The following is a 16,452-nucleotide window of genomic DNA, read 5'->3' as shown; positions in this document are numbered from 1 at the left end:
CCACCATGTCCAAGACCAACCTGTTCGACCTCGACGGCAAGATCGCTTTTGTCTCCGGCGCCAGCCGTGGCATCGGTGAAGCCATTGCCAAGCTGCTGGCCCAGCAAGGCGCCCACGTGATTGTCTCGAGCCGCAAGATCGACGGCTGCCAGCATGTGGCCGATGCGATCATCGCCGCCGGCGGCAAGGCCACGGCCATCGCCTGCCATATCGGCGAGATGGAGCAGATCAGCGAGGTGTTTGCCGGCATTCGCCAGCAGTTCGGGCGCCTGGACATCCTGGTCAACAACGCCGCGACCAACCCGCAGTTCTGCAACGTGCTGGACACGGACCTCGGCGCGTTCCAGAAAACCGTCGACGTGAACATCCGTGGCTACTTCTTCATGTCGGTGGAAGCCGGCAAGCTGATGCGTGAGAACGGCGGCGGCAGCATCATCAACGTGGCCTCGATCAACGGCATCTCCCCAGGGCACTTCCAGGGCATCTACTCGGTGACCAAGGCCGCCGTGATCAATATGACCAAGGTGTTTGCCAAGGAATGCGCGCCGTTCGGCATCCGCTGCAACGCCCTGCTGCCAGGCCTGACCGATACCAAGTTCGCCTCGGCGCTGGTGAAAAACGAATCGATCCTGAACATGGCCCTGGCCCAGATCCCCCTAAAGCGCGTAGCCGACCCCAGCGAAATGGCCGGCGCGGTGCTGTACCTGGCCAGCGATGCGTCAACCTACACCACCGGCGTTTCGCTGAATGTGGACGGTGGGTTCCTCTCCTGATCCCACATTTTTGATCGGCGTTGCCCTTGCATACGAGTAACCTTGGCAGGATTGACCGCCTCGGAATGAAACATGGAACTGCACGTCGTCATCCAGGGCCGCAAGGACCTGGCCGAACAGCTTTACCAGCAACTGCGCGACGCCATTGAGTCAGGACGCCTGGCCGCTGGCGCGCAGTTGCCCCCCAGCCGCTTGCTGGCCGAGCAGTTGGGGATCTCGCGCAAGACCGTGTCTGACACCTACACCACCCTGACCTACGAAGGCCTGCTGATCGGCAAGATCGGCCGTGGCACCTTCGTCAGCGCCCATGCGCTGCGGCCGAAGGGCCTGCAAAGTGCGGCCGACCTGGCCTGCGCCGCCAACCTCGCCAAGTGGCAAGCCCTGCCCTCGCCCATGCGCCACCCGACGCGCGAGAGCACGTTGCGCTGCGAGTTCATCGGCGGTGCCACCACCCGCAGCCTGTTCCCCCAGGACGAATGGCGGCGCTGCACCCAGGACGCCTTGCGGCGCATCGCCCAGAACAGTGGTTTCTACGGCCAGCCCGAGGGCTTGCCGGCCTTGCGCAATGCGATTGCCGGGCACATCGCGTTTTCCCGAGGGGTCAACTGCCGGGATGACGACATTGTGGTGTGCAACGGTGCCCAGCAGGCACTGGACCTGATCGCCCGCGTGGTCCTCGAACCGGGCAACATTGTCGCCATGGAAGACCCCGGCTACACCCCGGCGCGCCTGCTGTTCGAAGCCATGGGTGCCACCGTGGCCGGCGTGCCGCTGGACGCGCAGGGGATCCAGGTCGAGTTGATTCCCGAGGGCACCCGGCTGATCTACGTCACCCCGTCCCACCAGTTTCCATTGGGCATCCCCATGAGCCAGCCACGCCGCGAAGCGCTGCTGGCGCGGGCGCTGGCCCTGGGCGCGATTGTCATCGAGGACGACTACGACAGTGAGTTCCGCTACGAAGGCCGCCCCACCGACGCCCTGCAGAGTATGGATACACGGGGCATCGTCGCCTACGTCGGGACCTTCTCCAAAACCCTGCTGCCGGAGCTGCGCCTGGGCTATACGGTGCTGCCCCCGGCCATTCGCGGCGCGGTGCTCAAGGCCAAGCAACTGAGCGACCAGCACAGCTCGACCCTGCCGCAATGGGCCCTGGCCAAGTTCATCAGCGAAGGCTACCTGCTCAAGCACATCCGGCGTTGTCACACCGTCTACAGTAGCCGCCGCGAACGCATTCTCAGCCGCCTGGCCGGCGACCTGTCACCTTGGTTCGAGGCCGTGCCCAGCGTGGCCGGGTTCCACCTGGCGGCACTGTGCAAAGTGCCGATCAACATCCCCCTGCTGATCGAACTGGCGCGGCAGGTGGAAGTCGGGCTGTATCCGCTAGATGTGTTTTTCCATCAGGCGCCGGTGCGTAGCGGCCTGATCATCGGTTTTGGCGCCATCGAGACCCTGGACATCGACCCGTCCCTGGACAAGGTGCGCGATATCCTGCAGCAGATTGGCTGAGGGGTTTTCCAGCAGATTGGTTATAGGTACGCCGCGCGCCCGGGCGTAGGGTGAGGGGATCTGAAACGATGGGAACCCCGCACCATGAAAACACTGCTCGGCACCACCCTCCTGCTGGCTTCGCTTAGCGCCTTTGCCCACGAGCCGGTGTACAACCAGGAATCGATCAAGGTCCTGCAAGAGCACGCCTTGAGCAACGTACCCGGCAAGAAAACCATCATGCTCACCGTGGATTACGCGCCGGGCCAGGCCACCGTGCCCCATAGCCATACCGGCACGGCAGTGGCCTACGTACTTGAGGGGCAAATCACCTCGCGCGTCAATGATGAACAGGCCATTACCTACAAGGCCGGGCAATCGTTCTACGAACCGGCCGGTTCGCGCCACTTCGAATCAAGCAATGCCAGCCAGACCCAGCCGGCCAGGCTGCTGGTGGTGATGGTGCTGGATGACAAGGCCGAGGTGCTGACGCCCCTGCCACCGCAAAACTGAACGGTAGGAGGCTTGCCAGCTCCTACCATTCAGGGACGCTTGAACTGACGCCGCAGGTCTTCGATCGGTTGCCGACAGGCGCAGCCATCCAAGTGATCGTTGACCATGCCCATTGCCTGCATAAACGCATACATCGTCGTCGGCCCGACGAACGTCCAGCCGCGTCTCTTCAAGGCCTTGGACAAACGCACCGAAGCCGGCGACGTCGGGTTGCCCGTCCAATAGGCCATATCCACCACCGTCGGGCGCTCGGCCGCCGTCGGTTCAAACGCCCACAGCCACGCCGCCAGCGAGCCGTGCTCATCCACCAGCTCGCACGCCCGGCGCGCATTGTTGATGGTCGAGACGATCTTTGCGCGATTGCGCACGATGCAAGGATCAGCCATCAGGCGCTGGACATCCTCCTCGGTGTACTGCGCCACCCGGCGAAAATCAAAACCGGCGAAGGCCCGCCGAAAATGCTCGCGCTTGCGCAGGATGGTGATCCACGCCAGGCCGGCCTGAAAGCCTTCCAGGCAGATCTTCTCGTACAGCGCCCTATCCTCGGCCACCGGCACCCCCCATTCATGATCGTGGTAATCGGGGTATTCGGCGGCGGCCATACGCCATGTACAGCGGGTCAGTCCCGCTTCATCGGTTGTCAGTCCCGGCTTATCCATACATCACCTCAGCGGCCAAGCCCGGGATGATAAGCGAAAAATTTTCCAGGCCGCCAACCGCTCAAGCATCACGGTTACCGAGCAACTGGTAAGACCGGAGCACACAAACACCCCTTCATCCCCTTGTAGTTTGCAAAAAACCGAGCGTAGACTGGCCGCGCACTGGACTTACCGGTAAGACCACAACAATTAAGCCCTGGACCCACCAGGGCACCGAATAGAGATCCCTCCCATGCTCAGATGGTGCTCGCGTTCGATTTTCCTGCAAGTCGTCATAGGCCTGATGCTCGGCATCGCGTGCGGCTTGGTCCTTCCCGAATTCTCCTCACAACTCAAACCCCTGGGTGACGGCTTTATCAAGCTGATCAAGATGCTGATCGGCCTGATCGTGTTCTGTGTGGTGGTCAGCGGTATTTCCGGCGCGGGCGACCTGAAAAAAGTCGGGCGCATCGGCCTCAAGTCGGTGATCTATTTTGAGATCCTCACCACCATCGCTCTGGTGCTCGGCCTGGTCCTGGCCTTCAGTACCGGAATTGGCAGCGGCGCCAATATCCACCTTGAACAGCTGTCTTCCGCAGGCCTCAATGAATTGGCGGATCGCGGCCAGCATATCAAGGGCACCAGCCAGTTCTTGATGGACCTGATCCCCAACTCCGTGATCGGGGCCTTCGCCGACAACAACGTGTTGCAGGTGCTGTTGTTCTCGGTGCTGTTTGGCAGTGCGCTGAACCTGGTGGGCGAAGCGGCTTCGGGCATTTCACGGCTGATCAACGAACTGAGCCATGTGATCTTCCGGATCATGGGCATGATCGTGCGCCTGGCGCCCATTGGGGTTTTCGGCGCCATCGCGTTTACCACCAGCACCTATGGCCTGGATTCGCTGCAGCACCTGGGCAGCCTGGTGGGCCTGTTCTACCTGACCTGCATGGCCTTTGTCGCGCTGATCCTGGGCACGGTGATGCGCCTGTCGGGCCTGCGTATGCTGCCGCTGCTCAAATACCTTCGCGAAGAGTTGCTGATCGTGATGGGCACCGCGTCGTCCGATGCGGTGTTGCCACAGATCATGCGTAAACTGGAACACTTGGGCATTGGCAGTTCCACCGTCGGCCTGGTGATCCCCACTGGTTACTCGTTCAACCTCGATGGTTTCTCGATCTACCTGACCCTGGCCATTGTGTTTATCGCCAATGCCACTGGGACACCGTTGTCGATGACCGACCTGCTGACCATCCTGCTGGTGTCGCTGATCACCTCCAAGGGCGCCCACGGCATACCGGGCTCGGCCCTGGTGATTCTGGCGGCCACCCTGACGGCTATTCCTGCCATCCCGGTGGTGGGCCTGGTGCTGGTGTTGGCGGTGGATTGGTTCATGGGGATTGGTCGTGCGCTGACCAACCTGATCGGCAACTGCGTCGCGACCGTGGCCATTGCCCGCTGGGAAAAGGACATTGATCTGCAACGGGCCACCAAGGTACTGGAGGGGCAGCAAGGGTATGCGTTCCAGGCCAAGAAGCCGGTATTGCCGGCGCACCAGGAGTTCTAGCGCAGATCGAATGTGGGAGCGGGCTTGCTCGCGATAGCGGTGTGTCAGCCCCTACATGTGCTGACTGATCCACTGCTATCGCGAGCAAGCCCGCTCCCACCGTTAATCGTCGCCATTTTTACCGTTTGTGTTTGCAACATAAGGAGCCCGGCGTGATCAGCACTTCAACCGTCGTCAATTCAGTCGTAGAAAAACTGCGCGCCGCCCTGGCACGGGGCCAATGGCGGCGTGGCGAAATGCTCCCCGGCCAGCGCGAACTGGCCGAACAACTGGGCATCAGCCGCCCCAGTCTGCGTGAAGCGGTGATCGTCCTGGAAACCCTCGGCCTGGTGCGCTCGATGCCCGGCAAAGGCGTGGTCGTGCTGGAAACCAGCGTCAGCGAGCCACAAGCCCATGACGCCGTGGCCGACGCCAGCCTCGCCGATATCCTGCAACTGCGCTACACCCTGGAGCCGTTTATCGTCGGCCTGGTGGCCCAGTCCATCACCAGCAAGGAAATCGGCCAACTGCGCCTGACCCTGATGGACATGCGCGAAGCCCTGGAAGCCAACGACAGTGAAGCCGGGATGAACGCCTACATTGCCTTCCATGAGGAGCTATTCGCCCTGACCTCCAACCCGATTTTCCAGAACGTGGTGCAGCAGACCAGCAACGCCCTCAAGCAAAGCGCCCAGGTGTTGCGCAATTCCCCCGAACACCTGGCCGAGCGCCTGCAGGAAAACGAAGCCGTGGTGCGCGCGATCCGCAACAAGAACAGCGCCCTGGCCAGCGCCGAAATGCGCCGCCATATCCTCAACGAGGGCCAGCGCATGGGCACCGCCCTGAATATTCCCGACGACCATCTCGGCAACTGACTCTGGAGGCTGGCCATGAGCGCTCACGCCCTGCAACGCACTTTTGCTGTCACCGCCCCACCCGCTATGCGCCTGGTGCCCGGTAAACGGCCATCGGTGGATGACCTCTACCCACGACTGTTCGATGCCATCCTCGAACAGCGCATCGTGCCCACCAGCCGGTTTACCGAAGAAGGTCTGGCCCAGCAATTTGGCGTCAGCCGCAGCGTGCTGCGCCGGGTCCTTGCGCGTCTGGCCGAGCAGCAAGTGATCATCCTGCGTCCCAACCTGCGCGCCCAGGTGGCGGCGCCGGATGCCGAGCAGGTGCAACATATGCTTGAGGCGCGGCGCTTGATGGAAGTGACCGTGGTCCAGTTGGCGTGCGTACAGGCCAGCCCTGGGCAGGTGCGGCGCCTGCGCGAACTGGTGGCCCGCCAGCGGGCGTGCGTCGAGCAGGGCCAGCAAGGCCCGGCCATCCGCCTGTACGGCGAGTTTCACCTGTTGCTGGCGGCCATTGCGGGCAACCGGCCATTGGCGCAGTTTCTCAACAGCCTGGTACCGTTGACCTCGCTGGTCATTGCCCGGCAAGGGGCGTTCACCGGCGCCTGGCTTGAGCAGGCAGAGATTGTCGAAGCGGTGGAGCGACGGGATGCGGGTACGGCAGCATGCTTGATGACCCAGCATCTGGATCATCTGCAAGCAAAACTCGCGTAAGCCCATAGAGATTCAAATGTGGAAGCTGGCTTGCCTGCGATGGCGCTGGGTCAGCCGCGAGCAACAGTGACGGGACTGCCGCTATCGCGGGCAAGCCCGCTCCCACAGGGGATCTCATTGGGGCAGAGAATTTTGGCCCCGCCACAGATCAAATGTGGGAGCTGGCTTGCCAGCGATGGCGCTGGGTCAGCCGCCAGCAACAATGACTGGACTGCCGCTATCGCGGGCAAGCCCGCTCCTACAAGGTATCTCACTGGGGCAGAGAATTTTGGCTCCACCACAGATTAAATGTGGGAGCTGGCTTGCCTGCGATGGTGGTGGGTCAGCCGCCAGCGACAGTGACTGGACTGCCGCTATCGCGGGCAAGCCAGCTCCTACAAGGGATCTCACTGTGGCAGAGAGTTTTGGCCCCATCACAGATTAAATGTGGGAGCTGGCTTGCCTGCGATGGCTGTGGGTCAGCCGCCAGCAACAGTGACTGGACTGCCGCTATCGCGGGCAAGCCAGCTCCTACAAGGGATCTCACTGTGGCAGAGAATTTTGGCCCCACCACAGATTAAATGTGGAAGCTGGCTTGCCTGCGATGGCGCTGGGTCAGCCGCCAGCAACAGTGACTGGACTGCCGCTATCGCGGGCAAGCCCGCTCCTACAAGGGATCTCACTGGGGCAGAGAATTTTGGCCCCATCACAGATTAAATGTGGGAGCTGGCTTGCCAGCGATGGCGCTGGGTCAGCCGCCAGCAACAGTGACTGGACTGCCGCTATCGCGGGCAAGCCCGCTCCCACAAGGGATCTCACTGGGGCAGAGAATTTTGGCCCCATCACAGATCAAGTGTGGGAGCTGGCTTGCCAGCGATGGCGTTGGGTCAGCTGCCAGCAACAGTGACGGGACTGCCGCTATCGCGGGCAAGCCCGCTCCTACAAGGGATCTCACTGGGGCAGAGAATTTTGGCCCCACCACAGATCAAATGTGGGAGCTGGCTTGCCTGCGATGGCGCTGGGTCAGCCGCCAGCAACAGTGACTGGACTGCCGCTATCGCGGGCAAGCCCGCTCCTACAGGGGATCTCACTGGGGCAGAGAATTTTGGCCCCATCACAGATCAAGTGTGGGAGCTGGCTTGCCTGCGATGGCGGTGAGTCAGCCGCGAGCAACAGTGACGGGACTGCCGCTATCGCGGGCAAGCCCACTCCCACAGGGGGCGGTCGGGGCAGCAAATTTTGCATACGCCCCACCTTGTTCCGAACCCACAAAAAAGCCCCGTCTCTCGCGAGACGGGGCTTTGTTTTAACGCTCCAGCAGCCGATTACAGCACCGCTTGACCACTCATTGCCAGGTCCAACAGTTCCCGATTGGCCACCGCGTACATGGCGTAGTCCGTACCCACCGCAGCACGGATTTCCACCATCATCGCGCGCCAGCGCTCGACCATGCTCGCGTTCTGCTCCAGCCACAGGGCCACGCGGGCTTCCATGTCTTCTGGCGCATCGGCCATTTGCAGAACCTTGATGGTGATCGCCCGTTGCTGCCAGTCCACGTCATCGCGGAAGGCTTCGCGGGCCTGGGCCTGCCAGTTGTTGCCCACCGGCAGATCGCTGATCTGCTGCAGGTACCACGGCAAGTCCAGGGCGCTGCCTACGGCGAAGTAGGCCTTGGCCACATCGGCAGCGCTCTGGCCGGTAACGTCAGCGGCTTCGATGATCGGCAGCAAGGTGTACAGGTGCGTGGTGCCAGCAACCATGCGCGCCAACAACTCCGGCACACCGGCTTCGACATAGGCCTGGTAACGGTTCTGCCAGCCTTCGCGGGTCGGGCCTTCCAGCAGTTCGTCGAGCTTGAGGCCCAAAGCTGCCAGGTGCGGACCGAAGTGCGCCACATCGCGCGCGGCGTCCTGCTCGTTGCGACGGCTGCGCAGGAACCAGCGGGTAGCCCGACGGCCCAGGCGCATCAGCTCGTCCATCAACGCCAGTTGCACCTCGGCGGAGACCTGGTGATCCAGGGCTTCGATCTGCCGGAACCAATGCGGGAGGTGGAAGATGTCACGCACGATCACATAGGCGCCCGCCACGTTCGCCGGGCTCATGCCGGTCGACTCTTTGAGGCGTTGCACGAAGGTGATGCCCATGTGGTTGACCAGGTCGTTGGCGATCTGGGTGCTGACGATCTCGCGCTTGAGGCGGTGGCGACGCATGGCCTCGGAGAACTTGGCCACCAGGCTCGGTGGGAACGCGGTCTCCATGTCGCGGGTCAGGTAGTCGTCATCCGGCACCAGGGACTTGAGCAGCGCTTCCTTGAGGTCGATCTTGCTGTAGGAAATCAGCACCGACAGTTCCGGGCGCGTCAGGCCCTTGCCAGTCGCGGCGCGCTCGACGAGCTGCTCCTCGGTCGGCAGGTACTCGATGGCGCGGTCCAGCTTGCCACGGCCTTCCAGGTCGCTCATCAGGCGCTTGTACTCCGCCGCACGCTCGTAGGCTTTGCGGGCGGCCAGGGACAGGGCCTGGGTCTGCTTGTAGTTGTTGCCCAACACCAGGCTGCCGACTTCGTCGGTCATGCTCGCCAGCAACTGGTTGCGTTGCTTGTCGGTCATGTCGCCCGCCTGCACCACTTCGTTGAGCAGGATCTTGATGTTCACTTCGTGGTCGGAGCAGTCCACGCCACCGGCGTTGTCGATAAAGTCGGTGTTGGAACCGCCGCCATTGAGGCTGAATTCCACACGACCCAGCTGGGTCATGCCCAGGTTACCGCCCTCACCCACTACCTTGCAGCGCAGCTCGTTGCCGTTGACGCGCAGCGCGTCGTTGGCCTTGTCGCCCACATCGGCGTGGCTTTCCGTGCTGGCTTTGACGTAGGTGCCGATACCGCCGTTCCACAACAGGTCCACCGGTGCCTTGAGCAAGGCATTCAGCAGCTCGGTCGGGGTCAGCTTGTCGGCCTGGATGTCGAAGCGTTCTTTCATCTGTGGCGAGATGGCAATGCTTTTGGCGCTACGCGAGAAGATACCGCCGCCTTCGGACATGATGCTGGTGTCGTAGTCCGACCAGGCCGAACGCGGCAGCTCGAACATGCGCTGGCGCTCGATGAAGCTGGTGGCCGGGTTCGGGTTTGGATCGATGAAGATATGCAGGTGGTTGAAGGCGGCGACCAATTGCAGCTTGTCGGACATGAGCAAGCCGTTACCGAACACGTCACCGGCCATGTCGCCAACGCCGACCACCGTGATGCTGTCTTGCTGCACGTTGATGCCGCGCTCACGGAAGTGACGCTGCACCCCGACCCACGCGCCCTTGGCGGTGATGCCCATTTTCTTGTGGTCATAACCGGCCGAGCCACCGGAGGCAAACGCATCCCCCAGCCAGAAGCCGTAGTCGATGGCGATACCGTTGGCGATGTCGGAGAAGGTCGCGGTGCCTTTGTCGGCCGCCACTACCAGGTACGGGTCATCGTTGTCGTGGCGCACCACGTTCAACGGAGGCACCAGGGCGCCGTCTTTCAGGTTGTCGGTAATGTCCAACAGGCCGGAAATGAAGATGCGATAGCAGGCGATGCCCTCGGCCGCGATCTCGTCGCGGCTGCCGCCCAATGGCAGGCGACGCGGCAGGAAGCCGCCCTTGGCGCCGACCGGCACGATCACCGAGTTCTTCACCTGCTGGGCTTTGACCAGGCCCAGCACTTCGGTACGGAAGTCTTCTTCACGGTCGGACCAGCGCAGGCCGCCGCGAGCGACGTTGCCAAAGCGCAGGTGCACGCCTTCGACGCGCGGCGAGTAGACGAAGATCTCGAACTTCGGCACAGGCTTGGGCAGCTCGGGAATGGCGTGGGGGTTGAACTTGAAGCTGAAGTACGACTTGTTCTGGCCGTTGGCATCAGTCTGGTAGAAGTTGGTGCGCAGGGTGGCCTTGATCAGGTCCAGGTAGCGTCGCAGGATCCGGTCCTCGTTGAGCACCTGCACGTCGTCCAGGGCAGTGAGGATCGCTTGCTCCAGGCGTTGCTGCTTGTCTTCCAGGTCGTCGGCGGTGAGCTTGCGCGCCAGGTAGAAGCGGGTCTTGAACAACCGGGTCAACTCGCGGGCGATGTCGGTGTGGTTGTTCAGGGTGCTGGCGATATAACCCAGGTCGAAGCCCAGGCGGATCTGCTTCAGGTAACGGGCGTAGGCACGCAGCAGTGCAACGTCACGCCATGGCAGGCCGGCGGTCAGTACCAGGCGGTTGAACGCATCGTTCTCGGCGTCGCCGTTGACGATATGCACGAACGCGTCCTGCAGGGTGTCGTTGAGCTGCTGGATATCGAGGTTCAGGCCTTCGGCGGCGGTGAACGCAAAGTCGTGGATCCAGAACTCGCGGCCATTGGCGTGACGCAGGCGGTACGGGAACTCACCGAGCACGCGCAGGCCGAGGTTTTCAAGGATCGGCAACACGTCGGACAGCGCCAGCGGGGTATCGGCGTGATACAGCTTGCAGTGCAATTCCTGCTGGCCGGTCACGTGGCCCAAAGGCTGGTAGAAGCTCATCACCAGTGGCTTGGCTTCCGTCAGGTTCAACAGATGCTGCATGTCGACCACGGCTGAATGCGCGGCGAAACGCTCGCGATAGCCTGCGGGGAAGCCTTTGGGGAAGTCCGCCAGCACGTTCGTGCCGTGGGCTTCGCCGAAGCTCTCGACCACCAGGCTCGCGTAGTCGTCCTGCCAGCTGCGGCAGGCCTGCACCACTTCTTTTTCCAAAAGCAGGGGGTCGATATCCAGGCGGTTCTTCGGGTCAACCCGCAGAATCAGTTGGACACGGGCCAGCACGGACTCGGAGAAGAAGGTCCAGAACTCGCAATCCGAGGCCTTGAGGCGATCCATCAGCACTTGCTGGATCTTCTGGCGCACTTCGGTGGAGTAGATATCACGCGGCACGTAGGCCAGGCAGTAGCAGAAACGACCGTACGGGTCTTTGCGCAGGAACACGCGGATCTTGTTGCGTTCCTGGATCTGCACGATCGACATCACGGTGCTGAACAGCTCGTCCACCGGGGTCTGGAACAGGTCGTCGCGAGGCAGTACTTCAACCACCTGGGCCAGTTCCTTGCCCAGGTGCGCCTTGGCCTGGAAACCCGAGCGGCGCTCGATTTCCGCGACCTTGCGGCGGATATAAGGAATCACCCGCACGCTTTCGCCGTACACCGAGGAGGTGTAGAGGCCCATGAAGCGGCATTCCTTGATGACCTTGCCATCGGCATCGATCTGGCGGATCGACACGTAGTCCGGGTAAGCCGGACGGTGCACACGGCTTGGGTGCGCAGCCTTGGCGAACGACAATACAGTCGGCTCGCGCAGATAGGCCACGGCGTAATCTTCGATGCGCAGGTCTTCAGCGGTGAGGCCGGCGCGCAGCAGTTTGGTAAGGCCGAGGAAGGAAGTGGCGTCATATTCCAGATGACCGCCGTCCTGCTCGTCATGCACCACAAACTCTTCGTAGCCCAAGAAGGTGAAGTGGTTGCCCACCAGCCATTCCAGGAAGCTCTTGATCTCGGCCTTTTCTTCGCCTTCGATGGCGAACTGGCTGTTGTCGATACCGGCCAGCAGTTCCTGGACTTTGGCCTTCATCGGCTCGAAATCAGCCACGGCCACGCGCACCTCGCCCAACACCTGCTCAAGTTCCGTGCTCAGGACATTCAGCTCGGCGGCATTGGCGCAGCGGTCGATCTCCAGGTACATCAGCGATTCTTGCAGGACGTCTTCGCCCTGGGTGCCCTTGGGCAGGATTTCCAGCAACTCGCCCTTCTTGCCACGGCGCACGCTCAGTACCGTGGTTTGCAGGGTATGGATGCTGTAGCCGCGGCGGTTCAGTTCGGTGCGCACCGAGTCGACGAGGAACGGCAGGTCGTGGTGCAAGACCTCGACCGCCGTGTGGGTCGACTGCCAGCCGTGGCGTTCGTAATCGGGGTTGTACACTCGCACTTGCGGCTGGGTGTGATCAAAGCGCTCAAGCAGGCGCCAGGCAGACAGGGTGCAACCGGCCAGGTCGGACATGCGACGCTGGGTCAGCTCGTCCAGGGAAATAATGCCGAAGAATTGTTCAGCGAACAGCGCCACTTGTGGCAGTGCCTGTTCACTGATGTGCTGCGCCAGTGCCGCTTGCAGTTGATGCTGGAAGTCGGCTTTGCTGGCTGCGGTGAAGAACGCCATCTGTGGTACTCCGCTTGGGCTTGTTATTGATGGAAGCGTCGCGTGTTATCCCCTGGTGGGGAGACCGTCATTTCTGTTCGCCGGTGATGATGATAAACACCATAAACGAATCAGGGTGACAGGTGGGTGAAGCTGGACAAGTCAATGAGGTCACATTCGACGTCCACTGGAAGCACCCCCTGCGCATGACGGTACGGCGGGCAGGTCAGAGTCACGCAAAAGGCACATCCGTTGCGCAGCTTAACGAGTGCGGCAAGCTGGCTGCTTGCTGCACTGCGACATATTCGGTCAACACACGGCATTGCGCGGTTGCACCAAGAGCAACCCTTCCTACCGCTCAGGTGTAGGTTGAGGATTAAAAGCGCAGCCGCCAAGCAGGCATGATCAACCTGCCGCCCGGTAAAACTTCATACATCCGTAAAATCTAATTCCTAACTCCGCGCAGGAACCGTATTTCAATATTGAGTCACTTAGTTTGAGCAGGTATTTCCTTCGACAAAGGCTCTATTACCACTCAACGAGGCGCTATTGAACGTATATTCCCCCGCCCTCCGCACCCCGCTGCCAGGGCACCAGCCCCCTTGCATACAGCCCCCTGCACCATCACGTCCGGGTAGTGCAGCCACTGCAGGGCAAGACCTTACGGCGGCCTGTTTCAAAGCGCCCGTAGCCACCAATAAGGCCGTGCAACAACTCATCACCGACTACACCTACCCCAAGACACCGGACGAAGTTACTTCGCTCCACGTCAGGCGCCAGATCAAGCAAACGTTCGGTAAAGATATTGACCCCGATAAAACTTACTTAGTGAGCATTCAATATGATCACCGCACTAACGCCCCACCTTATAGCGGGGTCATTGTTCAAAAAATATCACTGACCCAGGCAGCAAGGCTCAACCAGCAGGACGAACCTGAGTTCCACGGGGCGCTACGTTCAAAAGAAGACGGGCCCTTTGAAATAAGACAAAGCTCAACACATACCCACGACCCTGACGGCTTTGGCAGGTTCGCGCGCCCAAATGAATCGGGGTTCACCAGCCACTTTCAAGGTATTTACACTGAGCCGTCGCAAGCGACTGCCCATCTCTATGATGCAAGCAATAGAGTCGATATCAGCGCCACCGACTTCAAACAGATGGTATGGGATAACAGTTATAAGTCCCCCTATGACCAGTACCTGAACAGTTACTGGAACAGCAATTCCCGCCATGCCTATGCCCAAGCCTCCAGAGGCGCCTTCTTGCAGGCGTCGCACAGGTCCCTGAGCGAAAACGATCGACAGATCGCCATGGGTGCCGCAGGACTACCGGCCGACCAAAGTTACCAGTCCCTTAGTCACAATGACCTGATACAGCCCTACAAGGCTGATCCAAATCTGCAAACCAAATTCCTCACGTTCAAAGGTTTTAACATGCGCGCCTTTTACACTTTGGATAAGTCCACAGGCCGGGTCTTGTTGTACCTGCCTGGCCATGGGTCCATGTTGAAAGGCTTCGACTCCAAGAAACACATGAATAAGTGGCTGGCCGAACAATTGAAGGACCCGCAACAAGTCGACAGTTTCAAACTGTACTTCCGCCCCCAGGACCGTCCCGATGAATTCCTGTCCAAAGGCATTGATGCGCTCATAGACAACACCCGTAATGTGCTTAACAGTGACCTTCCTGTCGCTACGCAAGAAAAGCTCGGGTACTTTGACGAGGGCGGCCTATTCGATGGCCAGGTAGTCCAAGGGAACCCGTTTGAGGAACTGCAGCAACGCACCGAGCAAGACCTGAAAAACGCCACTCGCTTTCAATTCGTACTCAATCGCGACGTCACGGCAAAGACTGCCTTCAAGTATTTGAATTGGGCCAAATATGGGCTGCTGCTTTTAGCTCCGCTAGGTATCGCTTTCCCACCGCTGGGCGCTGCACTGACAGTAGCGAGCGTCTCAGTGGGTGCAGCAGAGCTCGGCGTTGGCATTGACAGCTATATCAATAAGCGCCCCGAGGCAGACAAGCTCATCAGCGAAGGCACGGCAAAAACCTTTGTCCCGCTGTTTACCAGTGGTCTGGGCAATGCCTTTAAACCGATCAGCAGCACAATCAGCGCCTGGGCTTTCAATCCCTGATGCCCGTTTGACACAAAAGCCGACACAAAGCCCGAGGTAATGGCAGAATTACAGCCTGCCGGCCTTGTCGCCGCCTTCCACACAGGACTCCACATGCAACTGACCACCGCCCACCTGCTCGCCACCCCTTGCGATGACGAAGAAGACAACATGGCCATGCTGTGCTGCCACGGCACCCAGGGCGAGATGTTCATGCTGTCCCGTTATCCGGATGAGGACGAGGTGGAGCTGACCTGGGACTACGAGCCTTCGACCCTGGATGGCTTGAAGATCACCTTGAGCGCGACCACCCTGCTGGTGGAGATCGGTGCGGCGGACAAGGATGCGCTGGGCGGCAATGATCACCTGCTGATCAACCACGCCACCGCCGAGTCGGACATGGCCGAGGTAGAAGAAACCTTGCAGAACATTCTCAAGGGCACTGGCACTTACATCCGCACGCTTTGACTGGCGGCGGCTAAATCGCCATCGCAGCGATGGGGCGACCTGACACGCCCGCTCCCACCTGTGGGAGCCGGGCTTGCCCGCGATGGGGCCCTCATCAACGCCAAAAACCTCAGGCCTTTGCTGTAAGCCGCAAAAAATACCCCCCGGTTCGTTAGTCGCCAGCCCCTCCAATGCATTAAAGTAAGCGCCCCAGGCCTTGGCGTTTTTCACAATCCCCAGGCTCATCTTTCCAGGAACCGTCATCGATGGAACATCGTGAAGCGCTGCTCGCGCTGCGAACCTTTCTTTCTACGCAGATTCTCGGCCAGGAAAAACTCATCGAGCGCTTGCTCATTGCCCTGCTCGCCGACGGCCATATGCTGGTAGAAGGCGCTCCCGGCCTGGCCAAGACCAAGGCCATCAAGGAGCTTGCCGAAGGGATCGAAGCACAGTTCCATCGTATCCAGTTCACCCCCGACCTGTTGCCCGCCGACATCACCGGCACCGAGATCTATCGCCCGGAAACCGGCAGCTTCGTGTTCCAGCAAGGGCCGATCTTCCACAACCTGGTGCTGGCGGACGAAATCAACCGCGCCCCGGCCAAGGTGCAGTCGGCGCTGCTCGAAGCCATGGCCGAGCGCCAGGTCAGTGTCGGGCGCAGTACCTACGAGCTGTCGCCGCTGTTCTTGGTGATGGCCACGCAAAACCCCATCGAGCAGGAAGGCACCTATCCCCTGCCCGAAGCCCAGCTCGACCGCTTCCTGATGCACGTCAAGATCGGCTTCCCCGATGCCGCCGTGGAGCGGCGCATCCTGCAACAGGCCCGTGGCGAAGCGCTCAACGGCGAGACCAAGCCCGAGCGGCGGGTCAGCCAGCAGGCGATCTTTGCCGCGCGCAAGGAAATCCTCGGCCTGTACATGGCCGATGCCGTGGAGGAATACCTGGTGCAACTGGTCATGGCCACGCGCACGCCAGCCAAGTTCGACCCGGAAATGGCCGAGTGGATTGCCTACGGCGCCAGCCCCCGGGGCTCGATCGCCCTCGACCGCTGCGCCCGCGCCCACGCCTGGCTGGCCGGGCGCGACTTTGTCAGCCCGGAAGATATCCAGGCGGTGCTGTTCGACGTGCTGCGCCACCGCATCATCCTGTCCTTTGAAGCCGAAGCGGCCGGCATCGACCAGGACCGCGTGGTGCAACGCATTCTCGACGTCGTTGCCGTCGCTTGAT

The 16,452-nt window shown here is 61.1% G+C and carries 11 protein-coding genes; 9 read left to right on the top strand and 2 right to left on the bottom strand.

Annotated elements, in window-relative coordinates:
• Window positions 1–5: 5 nt before the first annotated feature.
• From HBO19_RS06695 to HBO19_RS06685, 3 genes are all read left to right on the top strand, one after another.
• A complete protein-coding gene (locus HBO19_RS06695) occupies window positions 6–773 on the top strand; it encodes an SDR family oxidoreductase (protein WP_169955751.1) in 768 nt (255 codons plus the stop codon).
• A 72-nt stretch (window positions 774–845) separates the two neighbouring features.
• Window positions 846–2,279: a PLP-dependent aminotransferase family protein gene (locus HBO19_RS06690; RefSeq protein ID WP_170057120.1), complete on the top strand. Its 1,434-nt coding sequence runs from the start codon at window positions 846–848 to the stop codon at window positions 2,277–2,279.
• An 84-nt stretch (window positions 2,280–2,363) separates the two neighbouring features.
• Entirely contained in the window at window positions 2,364–2,771 is a 408-nt protein-coding gene (locus tag HBO19_RS06685) for a cupin domain-containing protein (protein ID WP_170057119.1), read from the top strand.
• A gap of 29 nt (window positions 2,772–2,800) precedes the next feature.
• Here HBO19_RS06685 and HBO19_RS06680 read toward each other — a convergent pair whose 3' ends face one another.
• Complete coding sequence (locus HBO19_RS06680) at window positions 2,801–3,430, bottom strand: DNA-3-methyladenine glycosylase I (protein ID WP_170057118.1); 630 nt, start codon at window positions 3,428–3,430, stop codon at window positions 2,801–2,803.
• Between the two features lie 217 nt (window positions 3,431–3,647).
• Here HBO19_RS06680 and HBO19_RS06675 point away from each other — a divergent pair, with 217 nt between their 5' ends.
• The 3 genes from HBO19_RS06675 (at window position 3,648) to HBO19_RS06665 (ending at window position 6,520) form a co-directional block, all read left to right on the top strand.
• Window positions 3,648–4,973, top strand: a complete 1,326-nt coding sequence (locus tag HBO19_RS06675; RefSeq protein ID WP_170057421.1) for a C4-dicarboxylate transporter DctA — start codon at window positions 3,648–3,650, stop codon at window positions 4,971–4,973.
• Window positions 4,974–5,125: 152 nt separating this feature from the next.
• Window positions 5,126–5,827 (top strand): FadR/GntR family transcriptional regulator, encoded by a 702-nt coding sequence (locus HBO19_RS06670; protein WP_169955755.1) that lies wholly within the window; start codon window positions 5,126–5,128, stop codon window positions 5,825–5,827.
• A 15-nt stretch (window positions 5,828–5,842) separates the two neighbouring features.
• Complete coding sequence (locus HBO19_RS06665; protein WP_170057117.1) at window positions 5,843–6,520, top strand: GntR family transcriptional regulator; 678 nt, start codon at window positions 5,843–5,845, stop codon at window positions 6,518–6,520.
• 1,304 nt (window positions 6,521–7,824) lie between these two features.
• On the opposite strand, the gene HBO19_RS06660 is transcribed toward HBO19_RS06665, so the two are convergent.
• Window positions 7,825–12,684 carry an NAD-glutamate dehydrogenase gene (locus HBO19_RS06660; protein WP_170057116.1) on the bottom strand — a complete coding sequence of 1,620 codons (4,860 nt, stop codon included), beginning with the start codon at window positions 12,682–12,684 and terminating at the stop codon, window positions 7,825–7,827.
• Window positions 12,685–13,368: 684 nt separating this feature from the next.
• On the opposite strand from HBO19_RS06660, the gene HBO19_RS06655 reads away from it, so the two are divergent.
• From HBO19_RS06655 to HBO19_RS06645, 3 genes are all read left to right on the top strand, one after another.
• Entirely contained in the window at window positions 13,369–14,799 is a 1,431-nt protein-coding gene (locus tag HBO19_RS06655; RefSeq protein ID WP_170057115.1) for a DUF6543 domain-containing protein, read from the top strand.
• A 93-nt stretch (window positions 14,800–14,892) separates the two neighbouring features.
• Window positions 14,893–15,246 carry a hypothetical protein gene (locus tag HBO19_RS06650; RefSeq protein ID WP_170057114.1) on the top strand — a complete coding sequence of 118 codons (354 nt, stop codon included), beginning with the start codon at window positions 14,893–14,895 and terminating at the stop codon, window positions 15,244–15,246.
• Window positions 15,247–15,491: 245 nt separating this feature from the next.
• On the top strand, window positions 15,492–16,451 hold the full coding sequence (locus HBO19_RS06645) for a MoxR family ATPase (RefSeq protein WP_003218556.1): 960 nt from the start codon (window positions 15,492–15,494) through the stop codon (window positions 16,449–16,451).
• Window position 16,452: the final 1 nt, after the last annotated feature.

Origin of the sequence: Pseudomonas sp. WS 5021 (assembly GCF_012985535.1) — a bacterium.
Taxonomy (GTDB): domain Bacteria; phylum Pseudomonadota; class Gammaproteobacteria; order Pseudomonadales; family Pseudomonadaceae; genus Aquipseudomonas.
The sequence above is the reverse complement of the archived record's forward strand: the minus strand, read 5'-3'. Positions and strand labels throughout refer to the sequence as shown.

Coding starts and splice junctions, on each gene's coding strand:
- HBO19_RS06695 (WP_169955751.1), top strand. CDS start 6: ATGTCCAAGACCAACCTGTTCGACCTCGACGGCAAGATCGCTTTTGTC.
- HBO19_RS06690 (WP_170057120.1), top strand. CDS start 846: ATGGAACTGCACGTCGTCATCCAGGGCCGCAAGGACCTGGCCGAACAG.
- HBO19_RS06685 (WP_170057119.1), top strand. CDS start 2,364: ATGAAAACACTGCTCGGCACCACCCTCCTGCTGGCTTCGCTTAGCGCC.
- HBO19_RS06680 (WP_170057118.1), bottom strand. CDS start 3,430: ATGGATAAGCCGGGACTGACAACCGATGAAGCGGGACTGACCCGCTGT.
- HBO19_RS06665 (WP_170057117.1), top strand. CDS start 5,843: ATGAGCGCTCACGCCCTGCAACGCACTTTTGCTGTCACCGCCCCACCC.
- HBO19_RS06660 (WP_170057116.1), bottom strand. CDS start 12,684: ATGGCGTTCTTCACCGCAGCCAGCAAAGCCGACTTCCAGCATCAACTG.
- HBO19_RS06650 (WP_170057114.1), top strand. CDS start 14,893: ATGCAACTGACCACCGCCCACCTGCTCGCCACCCCTTGCGATGACGAA.
- HBO19_RS06645 (WP_003218556.1), top strand. CDS start 15,492: ATGGAACATCGTGAAGCGCTGCTCGCGCTGCGAACCTTTCTTTCTACG.